17 protein-coding genes are annotated in these 20,058 nt (G+C 62.9%); 4 read left to right on the top strand and 13 right to left on the bottom strand.

Annotated elements, in window-relative coordinates:
* Positions 1-81 precede the first annotated feature (81 nt).
* Both katG and HHL25_RS11325 read left to right on the top strand, forming a co-directional pair.
* Complete coding sequence (gene katG / locus HHL25_RS11330) at positions 82-2,253, top strand: catalase/peroxidase HPI (RefSeq protein WP_169590420.1); 2,172 nt, start codon at positions 82-84, stop codon at positions 2,251-2,253.
* A gap of 253 nt (positions 2,254-2,506) precedes the next feature.
* Positions 2,507-3,100 carry a TetR/AcrR family transcriptional regulator gene (locus tag HHL25_RS11325; RefSeq protein ID WP_169590417.1) on the top strand — a complete coding sequence of 198 codons (594 nt, stop codon included), beginning with the start codon at positions 2,507-2,509 and terminating at the stop codon, positions 3,098-3,100.
* Positions 3,101-3,139: 39 nt separating this feature from the next.
* Here HHL25_RS11325 and HHL25_RS11320 read toward each other — a convergent pair whose 3' ends face one another.
* Complete coding sequence (locus HHL25_RS11320) at positions 3,140-4,093, bottom strand: LysR substrate-binding domain-containing protein (protein WP_169590415.1); 954 nt, start codon at positions 4,091-4,093, stop codon at positions 3,140-3,142.
* Between the two features lie 197 nt (positions 4,094-4,290).
* Between HHL25_RS11320 and HHL25_RS11315 the strand changes: the two genes are divergently transcribed.
* Both HHL25_RS11315 and HHL25_RS11310 read left to right on the top strand, forming a co-directional pair.
* Positions 4,291-4,590, top strand: coding sequence for a DUF1127 domain-containing protein (locus HHL25_RS11315; RefSeq protein ID WP_169590413.1), 300 nt, complete (start codon positions 4,291-4,293; stop codon positions 4,588-4,590).
* A gap of 215 nt (positions 4,591-4,805) precedes the next feature.
* Positions 4,806-7,289, top strand: coding sequence for a methyl-accepting chemotaxis protein (locus HHL25_RS11310; RefSeq protein ID WP_169590410.1), 2,484 nt, complete (start codon positions 4,806-4,808; stop codon positions 7,287-7,289).
* A 71-nt stretch (positions 7,290-7,360) separates the two neighbouring features.
* Here HHL25_RS11310 and HHL25_RS11305 read toward each other — a convergent pair whose 3' ends face one another.
* From HHL25_RS11305 to HHL25_RS11250, 12 genes are all read right to left on the bottom strand, one after another.
* A complete protein-coding gene (locus HHL25_RS11305; protein ID WP_169590407.1) occupies positions 7,361-8,254 on the bottom strand; it encodes a DUF937 domain-containing protein in 894 nt (297 codons plus the stop codon).
* Between the two features lie 147 nt (positions 8,255-8,401).
* A complete protein-coding gene (locus tag HHL25_RS11300) occupies positions 8,402-9,775 on the bottom strand; it encodes a glutamate--cysteine ligase (protein ID WP_169590405.1) in 1,374 nt (457 codons plus the stop codon).
* Between the two features lie 166 nt (positions 9,776-9,941).
* Positions 9,942-10,679, bottom strand: coding sequence for a 16S rRNA (uracil(1498)-N(3))-methyltransferase (locus HHL25_RS11295; protein ID WP_169590402.1), 738 nt, complete (start codon positions 10,677-10,679; stop codon positions 9,942-9,944).
* Between the two features lie 14 nt (positions 10,680-10,693).
* Complete coding sequence (locus HHL25_RS11290) at positions 10,694-12,199, bottom strand: inorganic phosphate transporter (RefSeq protein WP_169590399.1); 1,506 nt, start codon at positions 12,197-12,199, stop codon at positions 10,694-10,696.
* A 126-nt stretch (positions 12,200-12,325) separates the two neighbouring features.
* A complete protein-coding gene (locus HHL25_RS11285) occupies positions 12,326-12,802 on the bottom strand; it encodes an NUDIX hydrolase (RefSeq protein WP_169592794.1) in 477 nt (158 codons plus the stop codon).
* Between the two features lie 220 nt (positions 12,803-13,022).
* Positions 13,023-13,778 (bottom strand): HAD-IIB family hydrolase, encoded by a 756-nt coding sequence (locus tag HHL25_RS11280; RefSeq protein WP_246701781.1) that lies wholly within the window; start codon positions 13,776-13,778, stop codon positions 13,023-13,025.
* Positions 13,775-15,112 (bottom strand): glycosyltransferase family 4 protein, encoded by a 1,338-nt coding sequence (locus HHL25_RS11275; protein ID WP_169590394.1) that lies wholly within the window; start codon positions 15,110-15,112, stop codon positions 13,775-13,777. Before HHL25_RS11275 ends, HHL25_RS11280 begins: the two co-directional genes overlap by 4 nt.
* A gap of 136 nt (positions 15,113-15,248) precedes the next feature.
* Positions 15,249-15,932 (bottom strand): LutC/YkgG family protein, encoded by a 684-nt coding sequence (locus HHL25_RS11270; RefSeq protein ID WP_169590391.1) that lies wholly within the window; start codon positions 15,930-15,932, stop codon positions 15,249-15,251.
* A gap of 2 nt (positions 15,933-15,934) precedes the next feature.
* Complete coding sequence (locus HHL25_RS11265) at positions 15,935-17,365, bottom strand: LutB/LldF family L-lactate oxidation iron-sulfur protein (protein ID WP_169590389.1); 1,431 nt, start codon at positions 17,363-17,365, stop codon at positions 15,935-15,937.
* 13 nt (positions 17,366-17,378) lie between these two features.
* Positions 17,379-18,158, bottom strand: a complete 780-nt coding sequence (locus tag HHL25_RS11260) for a (Fe-S)-binding protein (protein WP_205927811.1) — start codon at positions 18,156-18,158, stop codon at positions 17,379-17,381.
* Positions 18,155-18,997, bottom strand: a complete 843-nt coding sequence (locus HHL25_RS11255; RefSeq protein WP_169590387.1) for a FadR/GntR family transcriptional regulator — start codon at positions 18,995-18,997, stop codon at positions 18,155-18,157. The genes HHL25_RS11260 and HHL25_RS11255 overlap by 4 nt, the downstream gene beginning before the upstream one ends.
* Before the next feature lie 112 nt (positions 18,998-19,109).
* Positions 19,110-19,790: a hypothetical protein gene (locus HHL25_RS11250; RefSeq protein ID WP_169590384.1), complete on the bottom strand. Its 681-nt coding sequence runs from the start codon at positions 19,788-19,790 to the stop codon at positions 19,110-19,112.
* Between the last annotated feature and the right edge of the window lie 268 nt (positions 19,791-20,058).

The following is a 20,058-nucleotide window of genomic DNA, read 5'->3' as shown; positions in this document are numbered from 1 at the left end:
ATACAATTGGAAATTATGGAACGTTTCGCCGAAGGTGGTCTCGGAAACACTCGTATCTGAGAAAAGAAACAGGAGGCGAAGATGAACGAGCACGTCAAATCAACCGGCAAATGTCCGGTCATGCATGGCGGCAACACCGCCATGGGCAAGTCGGTCATGGAATGGTGGCCGAATGCACTGAACCTCGACATCCTGCACCAGCACGACAGCAAGACCAATCCGCTGGGCAAGGACTTCAACTATCGCGAAGAACTGAAGAAGCTCGACGTTGCGGCACTGAAGGCCGATCTTCGCGCGCTGATGCTGGACAGTCAGGAATGGTGGCCGGCCGATTGGGGCTCCTATGTCGGCATGATGGCCCGCGTTACCTGGCATGCCGCCGGCTCCTACCGCGTCACGGACGGCCGTGGCGGCGCCAACACCGGCAACCAGCGCTTTGCGCCGCTCAACTCCTGGCCGGACAACGTCAACACCGACAAGGGCCGCCGCCTGCTGTGGCCGATCAAGAAGAAGTACGGCAACAAGATCTCCTGGGCCGACCTGATCGCGCTCGCCGGCACCATGGCCTACGACGTCGCCGGCCTGAAGACCTTCGGCTTCGCCTTCGGTCGCGAAGACATCTGGCATCCGGAAAAGGACACCTATTGGGGTGACGAAAAGGAATGGCTGGCGCCGAGCGACGGCCGCTATGGCGACGTGACCAAGCCGGAAACGCTGGAAAACCCGCTCGCCGCCGTGCAGATGGGTCTTATCTACGTGAACCCGGAAGGCGTGAACGGCAAGTCCGACCCGTTGGCGACCGCCGCCCAGATGCGCGAGACCTTCGCCCGCATGGGCATGAATGACGAAGAGACCGTCGCGCTCACCGCCGGCGGCCACACGATCGGCAAGTGCCATGGCAATGGCAGCGCCGCCAATCTCAGCCCCGATCCGGAAGCAGCCGGCCCCGAATTCCAGGGCCTTGGCTGGATGAACACCAAGGGTCGTGGGGTTGGCCGTGACACCGTCGTCTCCGGTCTCGAAGGCGCCTGGACCAGCGAGCCGACCAAGTGGGACAACGGCTTCTTCAAGATGCTGTTCAGCCATGAATGGCATCTGGTGACCAGCCCCGCCGGCGCCCACCAGTGGGAACCGATCGCGATCGCCGAGGAAGACCGTCCGGTCGACGTCGAGGATCCGTCGATCCGGCGCAACCCGATGATGACCGACGCCGACATGGCCCTGCGCGTCGATCCGATCTACCGCGAAATTTCGTTGAAGTTCCGCGACGATCAGGAGTACTTCTCGGACGTCTTCGCCCGCGCCTGGTTCAAGCTGACCCACCGCGACGTCGGCCCGAAGTCCCGCTATTTTGGCCCGGACATTCCGGCAGAAGACCTGATCTGGCAGGACCCGATCCCGGCTGGTCGCACCGACTACGACGTCGTCGCGGTCAAGGCCAAGATCATCAACAGCGGTCTGTCGATCGCCGAATTGGTCTCCACCGCCTGGGACAGCGCACGCACTTTCCGTGGCTCCGACAAGCGCGGCGGCGCCAATGGTGCCCGCATTCGCCTCGCCCCGCAGAAGGATTGGGAAGGCAATGAGCCGGCCCGTCTGGCCAAGGTACTTTCGGTCCTCGAAGGCATTGCCGCCGAGACCGGTGCCAGCATCGCCGACGTGATCGTGCTCGCCGGCAATGTCGGTGTCGAACTGGCGGCCAAGGCGGCCGGCTTCGATATCACCGTGCCCTTCGCGCCTGGTCGTGGCGACGCCACTGCCGAGCAGACCGACGCGGAAGGTTTCGCCGTGCTCGAACCGCTCGCCGACGGCTTCCGCAACTGGCAGAAGAAGGACTATGTCGTCAGCCCCGAGGAAATGCTGCTCGACCGCGCCCAGTTGATGGGGTTGACTGCCCCGGAACTGACCGTGCTCATCGGCGGCCTGCGCGTGCTCGGCACCAATTACGGCGGCTCGAAGCAGGGCGTGTTCACCGACCGCGTCGGTGCGCTCACCACCGACTTCTTCACCACGCTGACCGACATGGCCTATTCCTGGGTCCCGACAGGCAGCAACTCGTATGACATCCGTGACCGCAAGACCGGCGCGACCAAGTATACGGCCTCCCGCGTCGATCTCGTGCTTGGCTCGAACTCGATCCTGCGTGCCTATTCGGAAGTCTACGCCCAGGACGACAACAAGGAGAAGTTCGTGGCGGACTTCGTCGCTGCCTGGGTCAAGGTGATGAACGCCGACCGCTTCGACATTGCCTGACCCCGGTCCGGTGACCGGCTCCGGCCGGCCACCACCCAGGTTGTCGAAATGTGATGCCGACCGTCGGAATGGCACAGCCGCTCCGACGGTCGGCGCACTTTTTCAGCTATCGTTAAAGTGCGATCTTTCCTTTTAAGTCAAAGGGGCTAAAACGACGTCTAAGCGTACCGTGTCGGTATGCTGTAGGCTCTTGCCGCGGCGGGAGTCTGGGACAGGTGTGATGAGTACCAAGAAGTCGAATGGCCGCCTGCAATTGCGCAAGACGCCGCAGCAGGAACGAAGCATTCAGCGTCTGGAAGCCATTCTGGAAGCCGCTGTCGAGATGATCGCGCAGAATGGCGTTGGTAATCTGAAGATGACGGATCTTGCCGCCCGTGCCGGTGTTCCGATCGGATCGCTTTACCAGTTCTTCCCCGAACGTGCGGCCGTCGTCCGCGCCTTGCACGATCGTCACACGGAGCGTGTCGAGACCGGCGCGGAGCGGGTCTTTTCGAAGGTGACATCGATAGCCGAGGCCGAAACCTTGATGGAGTCGGCGGTCGATGTCTTTTACAGCACCTTCCGCGGCGATCCCGTCTATCTTCCTGTCTGGCTGGCGGCGATTTCGGATCCGGATCTGCAACGGCTCAACACCGATCACCAGGCCCGGCTGACCGCCATCATGTGCAAGATCTTCCGCCCTTTGCTGCCCGAAGGCAGTACGATCGATCTTGAAATCCGCGTGATGCTGTTCGTCTATCTGACCGGGGCCACGGTCCGCCGCGCGATGATCGAGGACGACAGCACGGCCCGCCGGATTCTTGATGAATTCAAGAGCAGCGTTCGAAAGGCGATGTTTACGCCCTGACGGCGAGTGCCTCCCGAAAGGAGGCCGCGTACCCCGTGCTTACCAGCCCGGCATCATGTTGCCGGTCCTCAGCCGCGGAAAGTAGCGCGGATAGGTCTTCACGTCGCTTTCCAGATCGTCCTCGACGACCGTCGGCGTGATGTTGTCGAGGCAGGCCGAAATATGGTCCGTGATCGCATTCATCAGCGACGTCGACAGGCCGGGACGCTTCATCAGGCCGATCTGCACCGGCGGAAGCGGCGGGAAGCCGTCGCTCTGCGTCAGCACCTTCATGCCCGTTCTGAGCGCCGATTCCGGCAGGATCGACACGGCCATGCCGGCGAGAACGGCCGCGGCGACGACCGTCGATGACCAGCTGGTGAACAGGATCTGGTAGTCGCGCCCGTCCGCGTCGAGCGCCGAGCAGGCGAGTTGCCGCCACTGACAGTCGCGCCGCCCGACCGCGAGCGGCACGGGGGCATCGTCCTTGAGTGGATGGTTGGCAGATCCTACCCAGCACAGCGGCTCGGTGCGCACGACGTCCGACTGCCGAAGCAGCGGATTGTGGGTGACGAGCGCGATGTCCAGCTCTCCCTTTGCCATCTTCTCGGCCAGGTCGACGGATGGCTCGCAGACGATGTAGAGCTCGACATTCGGATGTGTCTTGGCAAAACGCCCGATGATCTCCGGCATATAGCGGTCGGCATAGTCGTCCGGCGTACCGATGCGCAGCGTGCCTTCGAGGCGGTTGTCGTCGAAGGCGGCGATTGCTTCCGAATTCAGGCGGATGATCCGGCGTGCATAGTTCAAAAGCTTGTCGCCTTCTGCCGACAGCCGGTTGCCGCGCCCGTCCTTGATGAAGAGCTGCTTGCCGATACGCTCTTCGAGGCGCCGCATCTGCATCGATACCGCCGACTGGGTCTTGAATACCCGCCCCGCAGCCTTCGTGAAGCTGCCGGTATCGACGATGGCGACGAAGGTCTGCAACTGGTCAATATCGAGAGGAGCCGACATGAGGAAACATCCATAAGAACGATTGATGCTTACTATTAGAAACATTCGTTGGACTGATCAATACCATTTTGCCATTGTCAATTTGCAAATCAGCAATCAACGGCGGTGCCTTCTGCGCCGCAAACAGGTTTCGGTTGCACCCTGCCGCCATGCGACAGGGGCTGCCTTTTCTCGTGCCAATCGAAAGGATGACCACAATGCGCACGACCGAACGGATGATCGAGCTCGACATTATCGAACCCCGGCAGGCGTTTTTCGCCCGCCTCACGATGTCGCTCACCCATTTTCAGTCCGTCTGGCGTGCCATCCGCAACCGACGTGCAGCGAACCGTCTTGCCGATCTCGATGACTTCCAGCTGCGCGACATCGGGCTCAACCGCAGCGATGTCGAGCAGATCCTGAGGTCTTCCGGCGTGACGGACGATCCTTCGCTGCAACTGACGCGTTCGGCCCGCATGCGTGCGCGCCGCTCGCTTCATGGCTTGCCGATCGATTGATCGCCTTTCCAGAATCCCCGCAGGGTGACAGCCAATAAGCCCTGCTTCTTGCCCGGTATGGTTCAGATCCATGCCGGGCTTTTTTTGTTATGGATTATGCGCAATTTTGTTCTTTATCCACAAGCAAGGGATGCAAAAGTAACGGCTTGCTAACGCTGATCTGGAACGATGCCGATCCTCACGCGGCCTAACGCCAGTTCAGCGGAGCCATAGCTATGCGCCTTTCCAGGAAGTTGCCGATCGCGGCAGCACTTTTCGCCTTCGTCTCATTGAGCGCCTCTATGGCGATCAATTTCTATCTCGAAAGCCTCACGCTGACGGATCAGGTCTACCAGAAGCTCGAAGCGACGGCCGACGGTCGCCGCAACGAGGCGCGCGGTTATCTCGAATCCATCCGGCTGGACATGGCGGCGCTTGCGTCCACCTTCACGACGCAGCAGGCGTTCTACGGCTTCAACGGTGCGATGAGCTTCCTCGGCGAGGATCCGGCCAAGGAGCTCCAGGCGCGCTACATCGACGGCAACCCCTTCCCGGAAGGCGAGCGTTACAAGTACGACACCGCGAAAAAGGACGTCTACGACCGCTCCCACAAGCAGTATCACCCAGGCTTCCTGAAGCATCTGCAGGCCCAGGGCTACAGCGACCTGTTCCTCATCAATCCGGAAGGCATGATCGTCTACACGGCGATGAAGGAACGCGACCTCGGCACCAATCTGGTGACAGGCCCCTACAAGGACACGGGTCTCGGCGTGGTCTTCCAGAAGGCGCTGAAAGCCGAAAGCGGCGCTGCCGCGATGTCGGAATTCGAAGCCTATCAGCCGTCGAACGGCAGGGTTTCCTCGTTCGTCGCCGTGCCGATCCTGCAGAACGGCCGCGCCATCGGCGTGCTCGCCTATCAGATCCCTAATGATCAGTTCACCGCGATGTATTCCAACAAGAAGGGTCTCGGCGAAACGGGCGAGACAATTCTGGTGAGCGCACGCGGCGAGGTGGTCAACGACAGCCTCCACACCACCGAGAACGACGCGCTCGTCGCCCGCATCGACTCGGCCCTCGTCTCGGAAGCCGTTGCCGGCCGCGAGGCCAAGGGAAGCGTTGCCGGTTACCGAGACATGTCGAGCTATGCCGCGTCTTCGCCGCTCGAATTCGCCGGCACACGCTGGGCCGTGATCGCCCTTATCGACGAAGACGAAGTCGGCGCCGAACTCTGGTCCGCGGCGCTCGCCTCGATCGGCGTCGGTCTCGTGCTGGTCGTGATCGGCTCGGCCGTCGCCGTCCTCTATTCGCGAACCCTGACCCGCCCGATCTCATCGCTGGTCGGTTCGATGGGAGAACTCGCCAACGGCAACACGGAAATTGCCCTTGACGGCGAAAACCGCCAGGACGAAATCGGCGACATGGCCCGCTCGGTCGCGGTCTTCCGCCAGGCCGAAATCGAGAAGCGCGAGCTCGAGAGCGAAGCCGAGCATCGCCGCTCGGCAAGCGAAGGCGAACGGCGCGAGCGCGATGCCGAAAAGGCTGCCGAGCAGGCCCGCCTGACCGAGACCGTCGAAGTTCTGGGCGCCGCGCTCCAGCGGCTGGCGAGCGGTGACCTCACGGCAACCATCGACAAGCCCTTTGCCAGCGGCCTCGACCGTCTGCGCGTCGACTTCAACGCCTCGCTTGAACGCCTGTCGCGCACCGTCTCGGCCGTGCATTCGAACGTATCCGAGATCAATCACAAGAGCGGCAAGGTCTCTTCGTCGACGTCCGATCTGTCCAAGCGCACCGAACAGCAGGCCGCGGCCCTGGTCGAGACCTCGTCTGCGATCCGCCAGATCATGGATGCGGTTCGCCATTCGACCGAGAAGGCCGAAACCGCGTCGAAGCTCGCCCGCGAGGCGCGCGTCAATTCAGACCGGTCCGGCGAGATCGTCGGCGGCACGGTCGATGCCATGCAACGCATCGAAAGTGCCTCGAGCGAGATCTCGAAGATCATCAACGTGATCGACGAAATCGCCTTCCAGACCAACCTGCTGGCGCTCAACGCCGGTGTCGAGGCGGCCCGTGCCGGTGAAGCCGGAAAGGGTTTTGCCGTCGTCGCCCAGGAAGTCCGCGAACTGGCTCAGCGCTCGGCGAATGCCGCAAAGGATATCAAGGCCCTGATCACCAAGTCCGGCGAAGAGGTCGCGAACGGCGTCGGCCTGGTCAAGCAGACCGGAGAGGCGCTGTCCTCGATCGCCAGCCAGGTCGTTCAGATCGGCGACCATATTCACACGATTGCCGGCGCCGCGCGCCAGCAGTCGAGCGGCCTCAACGAGGTCAATGCCGCCGTCGGACGCATGGAGGACGTGACCCAGCAGAACGCCCGTGCCGCGGAGCAGACCAATGCCGAAATGTCGGCGTTGACCCGCGATGCCGAGATGCTCGCCGGACTGGTCGGCCAGTTTACCTTCGAGAAGGGGATGGCGCCTTCGGTCACCAAGTTCGCCGACATGCGCGAGACGAGCTTCACGCGTCCCGAAACGAGCTTTGCCCGCAACGACAAACCCATGGGTTCGAACGTGAAGCCGCTCGTTCCGCGCGTCATCCCTGCCGGTCCCAACACCCGTGCGGTCTCCTCACCGGCAAGGGCGCTTCTGAACAAGCTGTCCTCGGGCATAGGCAAGCCGCAGGCACCATCGACGTCCAAGGAAGATGGCAACTGGGAAGAGTTCTGAGCCCGGCTGATAACATTTGAACGCAGAAAGGGCGGCCTCGGGCCGCCCTTTCTGCATGTTATATGGAATGCTCAGGCCTTTGGCGCTTCTTCCGGTCCGTCGGCTTCCGGCTCCGCCTTCTTCTGCCCGTTGCCTGAGAGATAGCTTTCGAAGATCTGCTCCATGCTCTTCTGGTAGTTCTTCTGAACCTCGAGCCCGCTGTCGAACATCGCATTGACCAGGTCCGCCATGCCGGCTGCTGCTGCAGGGGCCTCCGGGCCGGGCTTCGCCGTTTCCTTTGCCGCTGCCGGAGCCGAGCCGTAACTCGCGCTCATCATGTCCTGGAACGCCTTCGTGAAGGGATTGTCGAACAGCGGGTTGGTCTGAGCCGGTTGGGGTTTCGGCTGTGCACCCATCATGTCCTGGAAGGCCTTCATGAAGGGATTGTCGAAGAGGTTGACCTCAGGCTTCGGGGTAGCCTTCGGCTGGAAGCCGGTGCTTTCCAGCCACTGCTGCATCATCGCACCCATCGGCGTGCCGGCGAAGGGATTGGTATCGGCCATCTGGCCGGTCGTCTGCTTGAACAGGCCGCCCATGATGGTGTCGGCCATCACCGGCAGCATCTGCTTGAGGATTTCCTGGCCGACGCCGGTGAACTGGGCCGCCTGCGCGGCAATCGCCCGCGACACTTCCTTGGAGCCGAACAGCTTTTCGAGCACCTGGTTGCCATCGGCGATGCCCTGCGGCGTGAACGCCTTGCTCATGTCCTCGAAATATTTCGCATACTGGCCCGAGGCCATGGAGGAGAAGAGGGCGGAGAAGTCGTAGGGATTGGCGGTGTTGCGTTTCAAACCGGAGGAAAAGGCAGGCATCAGTGCCGCCATGGCCTTTGCCACCTGATCCTGCGCCAGATTGAACTGCGCGGCCATCGCCTCCATGGCGTTGCCGTTCTGGGCCCGCAGCATCATATCGAAAAGTGGCAGCATCGGCGTTCCTTCCCCCGTGAGTGCGAAGCAGATGTCACGCACTATATCCGGAAAAGGTCGGTCGCAAACCGCTAATTTGCCACGCGCGGTTGCCGGCGGCTTAGATGACGGGCCCGGCATCGGATGCCGGGCATCGCAAGGGGACGATCAGTACTGGTATTCGTCGAAGACCGGATCGACCTTGCCGTTCCAGCGGCCGTGGTAAAGTGCAAGGAGATCGTCGGCGAGCGTCGACTTCTTGGCCAGCACTTCCTCAAGCGAGGCGAGGAAGATGCTTTCGTCCTGCCCCTCCGCGTTCAGCCTGTTGCGGCTCTTCAGGCCGTTCCGCGACACACCGAGCACCTCGCGTGCGACGTCGAGAAGGCTGCGGCCGGCGATCTCTGCCGTCAGACCCTTGGCCGGAACGGCATCGCGAAGTGCGTTGACGTCGGCGAAACTCCAGCCCCTGGTCAGTACATCTGCCGCCTCGAGTGCAGCGTCGTCATAGAGCAGGCCGACCCAGAAGGCCGGCAGCGCACAAATCCGGCGCCACGGCCCGCCGTCGGCGCCTCGCATTTCGAGGAAGCGCTTGAGGCGGACGTCGGGAAACAGCGTCGAAAGATGGTTGGTCCAGTCGCCGAGCGTCGGCTGCCAGGCCGCGATCTCGCCCTTCAGGGCGCCGGCCATGAACTGCCGGAACGTGACATGTGTGCAGTCGTGATAGCGTCCGTCGCGAACGACGAAATACATCGGCACGTCGAGTGCCCATTTTGCATAATCCTCGAAACCGAAATCGTCATCGAGAGAAAAGGGCAGGACGCCGGCACGCGCGTTGTCGGTGTCGCGCCAGATTTCTCCGCGCCAGGACAGGAGGCCGTTCGGCTTGCCTTCGGTAAAAGGCGAGGAGGCGAAGAGTGCGGTCGCCAGTGGCTGCAGCTTCATGCCGACGCGCATCTTGCGGCGCATGTCTGCCTCCGACGAGAAGTCGAGGTTCACCTGGATAGTGCAGGTCCGGTACATCATGTCGAGGCCATGGCTGCCGACCTTCGGCATGTATCGCGTCATGATATCGTAACGCGACTTCGGCATGCGCGGCGTCTCGGCCAACGTCCATTTCGGGCTGCCGCCGATGCCGAGGAAGCGGATGCCCATCGGCTCTGCAATCTCGCGCAGTGTCGCAAGATGCTGGCTGGACTCGCGGCAGGTGTCGTGCAGCGTCTCGAGCGGGGCGCCGGACAGTTCAAATTGTCCGCCGGGCTCGATCGAAATCGCGCCCATGCCGCTCTTTTCCCCGAGCCCGATGATGTTTTCGCCGTCCATGATCGGATCCCAGCCGAGCTTCGACTGCATGCCCTTGAGAAGGGCCGAGATGCTGGCGTCGCCGAAATAGGGAACAGGGCTATTGTCCGCCCGGAAGAAGGCGAATTTCTCGTGCTCGGTACCGATCCGGAACGCCTCTTTCGGCTTGCAGCCTGAAGCGAGGTATTCAGCCATCTCGGCGACGGACGAGAGAGGCGTATCATCGGTGGTATCACGAGCCATGGATCAAACCTTGTTTGGCGTTACCGGCACGCGCACCGGCCCATTGTGCAAGGTGATTGGACCGGATTTCAGGGCGGCGCAAGTGAAAATCTTTCAAGATCTGCTCAAAAAATCGGATCGTCGCAAAGACCGATACCAATGTCGTTATGGACCGCCTGAAGCCGCTTCAGCGCCAGTCGCCGATCGCCGCCTGAACGACCGCCAGGGCCGCAACGGCCGCGGTATCCGCCCTCAGGATACGCGGTCCGAGCGGGATCGCCGTCACGAAGGGAAGGGACCTTAGGAGCTCGCGTTCCTCGTCGGAAAAGCCTCCCTCCGGACCGACCAGCAGTGCGAGCTGGCGTTCTTCGATGCGCGAAAGCGCCGGCAGCGGGTTCTGCGTCTCGCTGTCCTCGTCGCAGAAGATGATCCGCCGGCTGGCGGGCCACCGTTCGAGAAGATCCTTGAGCTTCTGTGGTGCGGCAACCGTCGGGATCGCGAGCACGCCGCATTGTTCGGCGGCTTCCACCGCATTGGCTTGCAGCCGCTCGATGCTGGTGATCTTGCCCTGCACATGCTGGGTCATGACCGGCTGCAGAATACCTGCCCCCATTTCGACCGCCTTCTGTACGAGATAGTCCATGCGGCCCACCTTGAGCGGTGCGAACAGGAAATGCAGGTCGCAGTCTCCGGGTTGCGGCCGGGTCTGTTCGACCGGCATCAGGACGATCTTCTTGCGGGTCGGGAAGGCAAGCGCGGCCTTCCATTCACCGTCTCGTCCGTTGAATGCAAGGATCTCGGCGCCCTCGGTCAGGCGCAGGACGTTGGCGAGATAGTTGAACTGATCTGGGCTTACCTCCACCCCCTTGCCGAGGGCGAGGTCCGCCTCGACGTAAAGCCTTTGCATCCGGTAGTTCGCGCGCATTTTCTTGATCCGTCTCAGAAGAAGAGCTGGAACATAACCCAGTAGATCAGCGCCGCAAGCCCCGCCGAAGCCGGGACGGTGACGACCCAGGCGGCGATGATCGTCATGAAATGCGAGCGCCGCACGAGGCGACGCCGGCGCGTTTCGTCGGGATTGTGTTCGCGGCGGTCCTCGATCTCGAAATGCTCCGCCTTGAGGCGCATGTACGCGATGCGCCGTTTGGAGTTGCGGGTATACCATTCGCGGAAGAAACCGACCCCGAAGACCGCACCGACGGCGATGTGCGTCGAACTCACCGGCAAGCCGAACCAGGACGCGATGATGACGGTGAGGGCCGCCGAAAGTGCCACGCAATAGGCGCGGACCGGATTGAGCTTGGTGATCTCGGAGCCGACGAGACGGATCAGTTTCGGCCCGAACAGCAGCAATCCCATCGAGATGCCGAAAGCGCCGATGACGGTGACCCAGGTCGGGGCGACGAGAATGGCGGCCACGTCACGAGAGCGCTCGGCGTGCACGATCGCGGCAAGCGGGCCGATGGCGTTGGCAACGTCGTTGGCGCCGTGGGCGAAGGAAAGCAGTGCCGCGGAAAAGACCAGCGGCAGGCGGAACAGCTTGCGCAGCGATTGGTTCCGGTTCTCCAGTCCCTCCGACTGCCGGCGGATGAGCGGCACGCTGCCGAGCCAGGTCAGCACTCCAATTCCGACCCCGCTCAGCATGGCCGTGCGCATGGTGACGTCGATCACCTGTCCCACACCCTTGACGGTCAGATAGCTGGCGAAGGCGCCCGCCATCAGCGCCATCAGAATGGGCACCCAGAGGCGCGCGGCAGCGATCTTGTCTATACGGTAGAGGATCATCTCCTTGATGAAGAACAGGATCAGCGCAGCGACCGCACCGCCCAGCAGCGGCGAGACCGTCCAGCTGGCGGTGATGCTCACCATGATGCTCCAGTTCACCGAGGAGAAGCCCGCGGCTGAAACGCTTGCACCGAGCACCGCCCCGACGATCGAGTGGGTGGTGGAGACAGGTGCGTTCGTCCATGTGGCAATGTTCACCCAGAGCGCGGAGGCGAGCAGCGCGGCGATCATCGCGAAGGTGAGAACGTCCGGATCGGAGACGAGAGTCGGATCAAGAATGCCTTCCGATATGGTGCTGATCACGTCGCCGCCGGCGATGAGTGCGCCTGCGATCTCGAACACCGCCGCCAGGATCAAGGCGCCGGCCATGGTGAGCGCACGCGCCCCGACCGCCGCGCCGACATTGTTGGTGACGTCGTTCGCACCGATATTCATCGCCATGTAGGCGCCGATCGCCGCGGCGATGACGATGATGAGGCCACGCGGCTGATCGATCACGAAAGCGCTGGCAAAGAGCATCGCCAGCAAAAGGAAGATCAGTCCGATCCCGAAGGGAACAACGCCACGCCAGACCTGCTGTGCAGCTTCCTCGACATAGGAAACCTTGTCCAGGTCCTTGTCGAGTGTCGGCTTGAGCAGGGTTGGTGGCGACTTGGCCATTGATGTGGCGTCTCCAGCTGCGACAGGCGCGGCCGTCGAGCCAAGGATAGAGGGATTGCAGTGAACGAAACCGTTTACCGGCAAAGCCGGTGCCGTTCAAGCCGGCGGCGAGGAACTGCGCGGCTGTCAGTCGGCCTCGGGTCCCTCGTTTGCGTCGGTCGGAATAGCGCCGTTGCGCATCTTCTGTGAGAGGACGTGGAACAGCACCTTGAGCTCTGGTTCCTGCACACGGGCCGCCGCTTCCTCGCAACTGACCCATTCCAGCCGGCGCGTTCCCTTTTCGGGAAAGTCTTCGAGCATCTGCTTGACCGCCAGTGGGTGCACCTGCACCCGGCAATTGACCTTGAGCCCGTCGTTCATGCCCTTGTGATAGGAATAGTAGCCGATCGGTTCGCGGCATACCTTGCCTTTGACGCCTGCCTCCTCATAGGCCTCGCGCTCGGCGACGGCATGCGACTTCTTGCCGTTCATCGGCCAGCCCTTGGGGATTACCCAGCGCCCCGTGTCGCGGCTGGTGAGGAGCAGCACTTCCAGTTCACCCGGCCTGTCGACCTTGCGATAGCACATCGCGGCATATTGCTGCCGCGGCGGGCGCCGCAACATCAGCTGAACGTCGGACGCGATCCGGCTCACAATGGACAATGGGTGAATACCTCTTCTTTCTAAAATAAGATGCTACATTGATTCGCCGGAATTTCCTCATCTTCCGTGCGCCGTCTTGCCCGCGATAGGCGACGATACCGGCAGTTTTGTGAGCGTCGGCGCCGGCGTCAATGCCGTGCCGTCATGGACCCGAAAATGGCCGGGACGAACCGCCTATGACTTAAGAAGCCGGGGCCGGAATTTCCATCCAGTGACGCAGGCCCTGGATGACGCCGTCGGCCTCGCGGCCGGCAGCCTCGAAGACATGATCCGTGCCCGCAAAGCGTTCTCGCAACTCGTCCCGGGCATTGGCGGGAAGGATGCCCCTGACACCATCGATCGCGAACATGTCGCTGTCGTTTCCGGTGTCGCCGGCGACGACGACCTCGTCCAGGCTGTAGCCGAGCTTCCGGCAGAGCCATATGAGGGCATTGCCCTTGTCGGCATTGGCGGGAAGAATGTCGAGGTCACGGTTGCTCGAATAGACGATCTTCACCTGCAGTCCGTCCCGGTTGAACGCGTCCGCCAGGTCTTGCAGGCGCTCGGGGCTCGCCCCTTCGAGGAACCAGCTGGATTTTCGCTCATGCTGGTAACGTTCCGGCTGGCGTTCGAGATCGGGCAGGGGGGCGACAAGGGCCGCGATGCGGTCGGCATCATAGCCGCCGGCAAGGAAGCCTGCATATTCCCGACCGAGCTGCGACATCCCGTCGGCCGCCAGCATTGTTCCCACGCCGCCGATTAGCAGGTCCGCCGGGGGCAAACCTTCTTCGGCGGCGAAGGCGATCATGTCGTTGACCAACCGGCCGCTGTTGTAGACGAGCAGCGGCCGTGTGCTGTCATCGAGACTGTTCCAGAAATCGGCAAAGCGCCGCGAAGCGGCGCGATGACCCGCAAGCGTGCCGTCGAGGTCGGACGAGAAGAGCCGGACGGGTTTCAATCGCCGTCGTTCCATGGCTCGGCCCAGTCGGTTTCGTCGAGTGCCTGCGCGACCGGACGTCCTTCGACGAGCGCGACCAGCTGCTGCGCGATGCCGGTCCAGGTGAACAGGCTTCTGGCCTTGTGGGCGCCCATCCGCGACAGCCGGCCATAGAGCCGCGGGTGGCGAAACGGCTTCATCATGGTGATGCCGAGGTCTTCCCTGTCGAACGGGTCGGCAAACAGCGCATGCCGGCCATAGCTCACTGCGCGGAACAGGCCTCCATGCACGGTGACGATGGTCGGCGTGCCGCTCGCCATCGCCTCGATCGCGGTCATGCCGAAGGGTTCGTAGCGGCTCGACAGCACGAAGAGGTCGGCGGCACGATAATAGTCGGGCAGTTCCTCGTCGGGGATGAAGCCGGAGAAATCGACGCGATCCGTGAGGCCGAGATCAGCCACCTTCGCCTTCAGCCCGTCGAGGATGCCCTGTTCCTGCGGATCGAGGTTCTCGCCACCGAGCGCCAGCCTGAGCCGGGCCTCGGGCACTCGACTTGCCAGCACCGAAAAGCCGTCGATCAGCAGGTCGTAGCCCTTGTTGGTGGCGAGACGCCCGAGCGCCAGCACCACTTTGCCCTCGAAGCCAAGCCGCTGGCGGATCATCTGTCGCGAGGATTCCGAGACGGGATAGAAGCGGTTGTCATCATAGCCCGGCGGGATCATGTGCACGCGGTTGCGGTTGAGCCCGTAGTCTTCGAGCAGCATGTCGAGCTGGATCGGCGTGGTCGCGATCACCAGCTGGCAGCTGCGGTAGACGATCAGCTCGTGCTGGATCCGTTCCTTGAAGTTGAATTCCGTTTCGAACCTGTCGGCGCGCTCAGGATAGTCGGTTTCCATCTGCCGCTTCTTCCAGAGGCCGAGCGAGTGCGGCGTATGGATGTGCGGTATGTTCAGCGCTTCGGAAAGTCGCTGGCCGGCCACACCGGCGTCCCAGTAGTGGCTGTTGACGAACAGATAGGACAGCCCCTCACGCCGGATGTAGCGCAGGGCTTTTTCGTTCCACTCGTTGAGGTGACGGTGGAGATATTCCTTCGGGATGAAGTCCCGTCCACCGCACGGGATTCGAATGACCCTGACATCCCCGTCGACCTCGTCGATCTCGGGCTGGTCTTCGAAGCGGCGGGTGAAGATGTCGACCTTGTGCCCGAGCTGGGCGAGTTTCTTGGCCAGCTCCAGCACATAGACCACCTGGCCGCCGGTATCGGCGGCGCCGAGGGGCGGGTGGGCGGCGATATATCCATGGGTGGAAACGAGCGCGATCCGTGGCGCATCGCTGACTTCATTGTAATTCGGCATGTCTCTCACAATCGAAAATCGTTCCGGAAATACATTTCGCAAACGACTCGACGTAGAGATTGTTCCCTAGAAAAAGCGACCCGCTATCCGAGGGCAGGCGAACCGGCGCCGATTGCCCTCGGCGCCGGCAAGGCGGTCAGTGGGCCGAAGCCTCTCCGACGATGACGATATGCAGTGCCCTGGGGCCGTGTGCGCCGAGCAGCAGCGTCTGCTCGATGTCGGCGGAGCGCGACGGGCCCGTGATGAAATTCACCGTGCGTGGCATCGATGTTCCACGCGCTTCGCGGAGCCGGCTCCAGATGGTTTCCATGTCCCCGGCGATCTCGTCGGCCCGCACCACGACGATGTGGTGCTCGGGCAGGAAGTTCAGCGTCACCGGATTGTCGGGGCCGGAGAGGACACAGAGAGTGCCGGTCTCGGCAAGGGCGCCGAAGGCATGGCTGACGGCCGCAAGGTCGTGTCCGTCGGATGCCCCGTGCCGGATCTCCAGCGTGGCCTCGGCAGGCCACCGCGCATCCGCAAGCCGCGGATCGCTCCCGATCCGGATAGCGGCCGGCAGGTTGCGGCCTTTCAGATAGCCGGAAACTGCGGCCGGAAGCGCCGTGAGGCTATCGATCCGCTCCGTCGTGGCGTTGTATTTCTCCGCCATGGCGCGGAACAGCTGGACGCGTTCTTCCGCCGGCAGCTGGCCGCGGGCCGGGATGATGCCTTTCGGCGGCTCGCCGAGCCGTTGGGCGACGGTTGCCCGCCGTTCGTCGTCCCCGCCGGGAACCTTGAGCGAGGCGCGGATCTTCGCGAGGATTGCCTGTCTTGCATCCATGGTCAGGCTCCCTGGCGCTTGGCCTGGCGTGCCGCCCAGGCCTGGGTGAATGTCTGTCCCTGCGGTGCCGGAAGATCGCGATACTTGGTCCAGCCACCGGCCAAAGGCAGCGCGGCGATGCGGCCCTTGCCGCCGCCGAGCCGCGACAGGAGGCCGGCCCCGATCGAGGCCGCCATCCGGTAGAGCGTCGGCCGTTTGGCGAAGAAGGCCCAGACGGACAGGCCGTAGCGGGTGGCCGCAGGTGTAAGATGCCGCTCGAATTCCTTCTCGCGCCAGTGCCGCATCATCTTCGGCAGCGGGATATGCATCGGGCAGACGCTCTCGCAGCGCCCGCAGAAGGTCGAGGCATTGGGCAGATGGCCGGACTTGTCGACGCCGAACAGCGACGGTGTGAGCACCGCGCCCATCGGCCCCGGATAGACCGAGCCGTAGGCATGGCCGCCGACGGCATGATAGACGGGGCAATGGTTCATGCAGGCGCCGCAGCGGATACAGCGCAGCATCTCCTGGAACTCGGTGCCGAGCATCGAGGTTCGCCCGTTGTCGAGCAGAACGACATGGTATTCGTCCGGACCGTCCGGATCCTCCGGCCGCTTCGGCCCGGTGGAAAAGGTGGTGTAGACCGACATGTCCTGGCCGGTCGCCGAACGGGCGAGCAGACGCAGGATCTGCGAACAGTCCTCGAGCGTCGGCACGATCTTCTCGATCGAGGCGACCACCACATGCACCTTGCCGAGCGTCTGGGTGAGATCGCCGTTGCCCTCGTTGGTGACGATCACCGACGACCCCGTCTCGGCGATCAGGAAGTTCGCCCCGGTGATCCCGACATCGGCCTGGAAGTAGCGCTTGCGCAGCACTTCGCGCGCCTCGGACAGGAGCGATTCCGGCGCGGTCAGGTCGCGCTTGGCGTCGAGATGGGTGTGGACGCGGCGGAAATCCTCTTCCACCTGTTCCTTGTTGAGGTGCACGGCCGGCGCGATGATGTGGCTCGGATGCTCGCCACGGAGCTGGATGATGTACTCGCCGAGATCCGTCTCGACCGGCTCTACGCCCTGTGCCTCGAGGAATTCGTTGAGGTTGATCTCCTCGGTGATCATCGACTTGCCCTTGGTGACGGTCTTTGCCTTCACCCTCTGGCAGATGTCGAGGACGATCCGGCGCGCGTCCTCGGCGCTTTCGGCCCAGTGCACATGCCCGCCGGCCGCCGTCACCTTTTTTTCGTAGGCTTCGAGATAGAGGTCGAGATGCGCCAGCGTGTGGTTCTTGATCTCGCGTCCTCGGTCGCGCAACTGATCAAACTCGGGCAGCGCGGCTGCGGCGGCGGCGCGCTTGGCGATGAAGCCCTGTTCGACGTTTTTCAGCGCCTTCTGCAGTTGCGGATCATGAAGCGCCTGGGCGGCGTTCTGCTTGAAGAGGGGGGCGGTGAACTGCATGGTCCTCAATCCCTCACTTCGACGAGCCGGCGATCGGCGCCGTGTCGGTCATGCCGGCCAGCACCTCGGCGACGTGGCGCACCTCGATGGACGAACCTTCGCGTTTCAGCTTGCCCGCCATGTTCATCAGACAGCCCATGTCGCCGGCAAGCAGCATGTCGGCACCGGTCGCGGCGATCGTCGCGGTCTTCTTGGAGACGATCGTGCCTGAGATGTCGGAATACTTGACGCAGAAGGTTCCGCCGAAGCCGCAGCAGACGTCACTTCCCGCCATCTCCTTGAGCTCCAGCCCCTCGACGGTTGCAAGCAGCTTGCGCGGCTGCTTCTGCACGCCGAGTTCACGCAGGCCCGAACAGCTGTCGTGATAGGTGACCGTCCCCTCGAAGGCGGCGTCCACCTTGGGCACGAACATCACGTCGGTGAGGAAAGACACGAGCTCGAAGACCTTCTCCGAGAAGCGCCGACAGCGTTCTTCCCACTTCACGTCACCCTTGAAGATTTCCGGGTAGTGATGCTTCAGCATCGCCGCGCATGAGCCGGACGGCGCCACGACATAGTCGTAGCCTTCGAAAAGCTCGATCACCTGGATCGCCAGCGCTCGCGCATCCTTGCGGTCGCCGGAATTGTAGGCCGGCTGGCCGCAGCAGGTCTGTGCCATGGGCACGTCGACGTCGCAGCCCGCGTCTTCGATCAGCTTCGCGGCGGAGAAACCGACGCTCGGGCGGAAGAGATCGACCAGACAGGTGGCGAACAGGCCGACCTGCGGTCGCCGCATCGGGGTTTGCGAATTCATCGGGAAGGCTCCGTCTTGTCCTGGTTGTTCGGGCGCGAAGCGCGCGCCGTCGTCGGATTGTTGTCGCGGCGGATCAGGCGAAGTTTCGCCACCCGGCCCCATTCGTCCGCCCGTGCCGCTTCGTCGACGGCCTGCATGACGAAATCGATATGCGCCTGGGCGGCCTCTTTGGCCGCTTCGCCGTCGCCGGCCATGATGGCGGCATGGATCGCGAGGTGCTGCTCCAGCAGCCGCTCCCGCGCATTGGCGAGCGCGAACACGGCCTTGCGGTTGAAGAAGATGCCCTCCGACAGCAGCCGGTAGCACGCCCGCATGGTATGCAGCAGGATGATGTTGTGCGCCGCCTCGCCGATGGCGTTGTGAAACTCGACGTCGGCGGCGAGTTCGTCTTCGGGATTGCCGTTCTCGTGCGCCCGCCGCATGTCCTCGACGATGCGTGACAGAAGCGCCCTGTCGGTGTCGGTCGCGCGCCGGGCGGCAAGCTCGGCGGTCAGGCTCTCGAGCTCGCGGCGATATTCGAGGTAGTCGCGCGTCGCCCGCGCATGGCGCGAGATCAGTTCGGTGATCGGCCTGGAAAACACCTGGCCGATGATGTCGGCCACATAGGTTCCGCCCCCGTGGTGGGAGACGAGCAGGCCGCGCGCCTCGAGTTCCTTCAGCGCCTCGCGCAGGATCGGCCGCGACACGTCGAGGTCCTGGGCGAGATCGCGCTCGCCCGGCAGCCGGTCACCGTCGCGCAGCACCCCGTCGAGGATCAGCAGTTCGATCTGCTGAACCACCTCGCTCGCGGTGCGGCTATGGCTGATCTGGGCGAAAAGCCCTTCGTCCCTGTCTGTCACGTCATCCTCCTGCAGGGGGAGAATTAACAAGGAAGGGGATGATTGGTCAATTTATTTGTCCACTTTGCATCCGGGCGAAAAGCCGGCCCGGATGCATGGCGGGCGGGTGTCTTCAGCCGAACTTGAGGAAAAACTTGGAGTAGGGCGCCTTCAGGCCGCCGATCGCGGCCTTGACCTCTGTGGCGTCGCCGGTTTCCGAAGCGCTCGTCAGCTTGGCCACGCTTGCCTCGACTGCGCCGAACAATGCCTTGAAACTGTCGTCCGCCTCCTTCGGCGGGTGGGCGCCGATGTCGGCCAACAGGAATTCGAGAACCGCCGCTTCTGCGCGAACATGGAGCGCATCGGCCGGATCCATGCCGAGAACCTCTTCCATTCGTGCATGATAGGCGTTCATCCGGTCGGAGATGCCGTAGAGACCATTGCGGATGTGAAGATCGCCGATCTGGTCGCGAATGCCTTCCAGTGTTGCATGGGCCTTGGGAAGTTCTCCAGCCTCGACTTCTGCCGTTGCCTTACCGGCGATCGCCGTTACCGCCTGCAGCGTTGCGCCATAACCACCATCATCGACATATTGCGGCGGCGCGGGTTGTGCCGCGAGCGCAGCCCAGGCCTCGCTGAACTTGCCAAGGGAGGCCTTGGATTCCTCCGCCTTGCCCATGTTGGTGGTGAACAGGGCGGTCCTGTAGTCGCCATAAGCCGCTCGCAGTTTGGCCTCGAAATCCCCGACCTCACCCGCCCAGACGGGAAGGCCGATCGAGATCGCGAGAATACCGGCGGAAATCACTCGTCGCATGTCGTTTCTCCGTTGTTCGAAGTGCGAAGCCGCGCCTGCCGGATGCATGGCAGCGGGCTCTGATCGCCACGGCCGGATACTTGTCGACTTTCCGGGTTCGGGCAAGAATATATTTTAAAAACACTATATGTCGAGACAGGCGTTGCCCCTCGATCTGCGCGGTTGGCGCAGGCCTGCATCATCGCGACATTCTGCGTCGAAGCGACCCCTGCCATTGCGATCTTGCTTTTGCTAAGGATGGCCATGATCACGGCGCCGGGAGACAATG

It is taken from the genome of Rhizobium terricola (genome assembly GCF_012927355.1).
Classification (GTDB): domain Bacteria; phylum Pseudomonadota; class Alphaproteobacteria; order Rhizobiales; family Rhizobiaceae; genus Allorhizobium; species Allorhizobium terricola.
The sequence above is the reverse complement of the archived record's forward strand: the minus strand, read 5'-3'. Positions and strand labels throughout refer to the sequence as shown.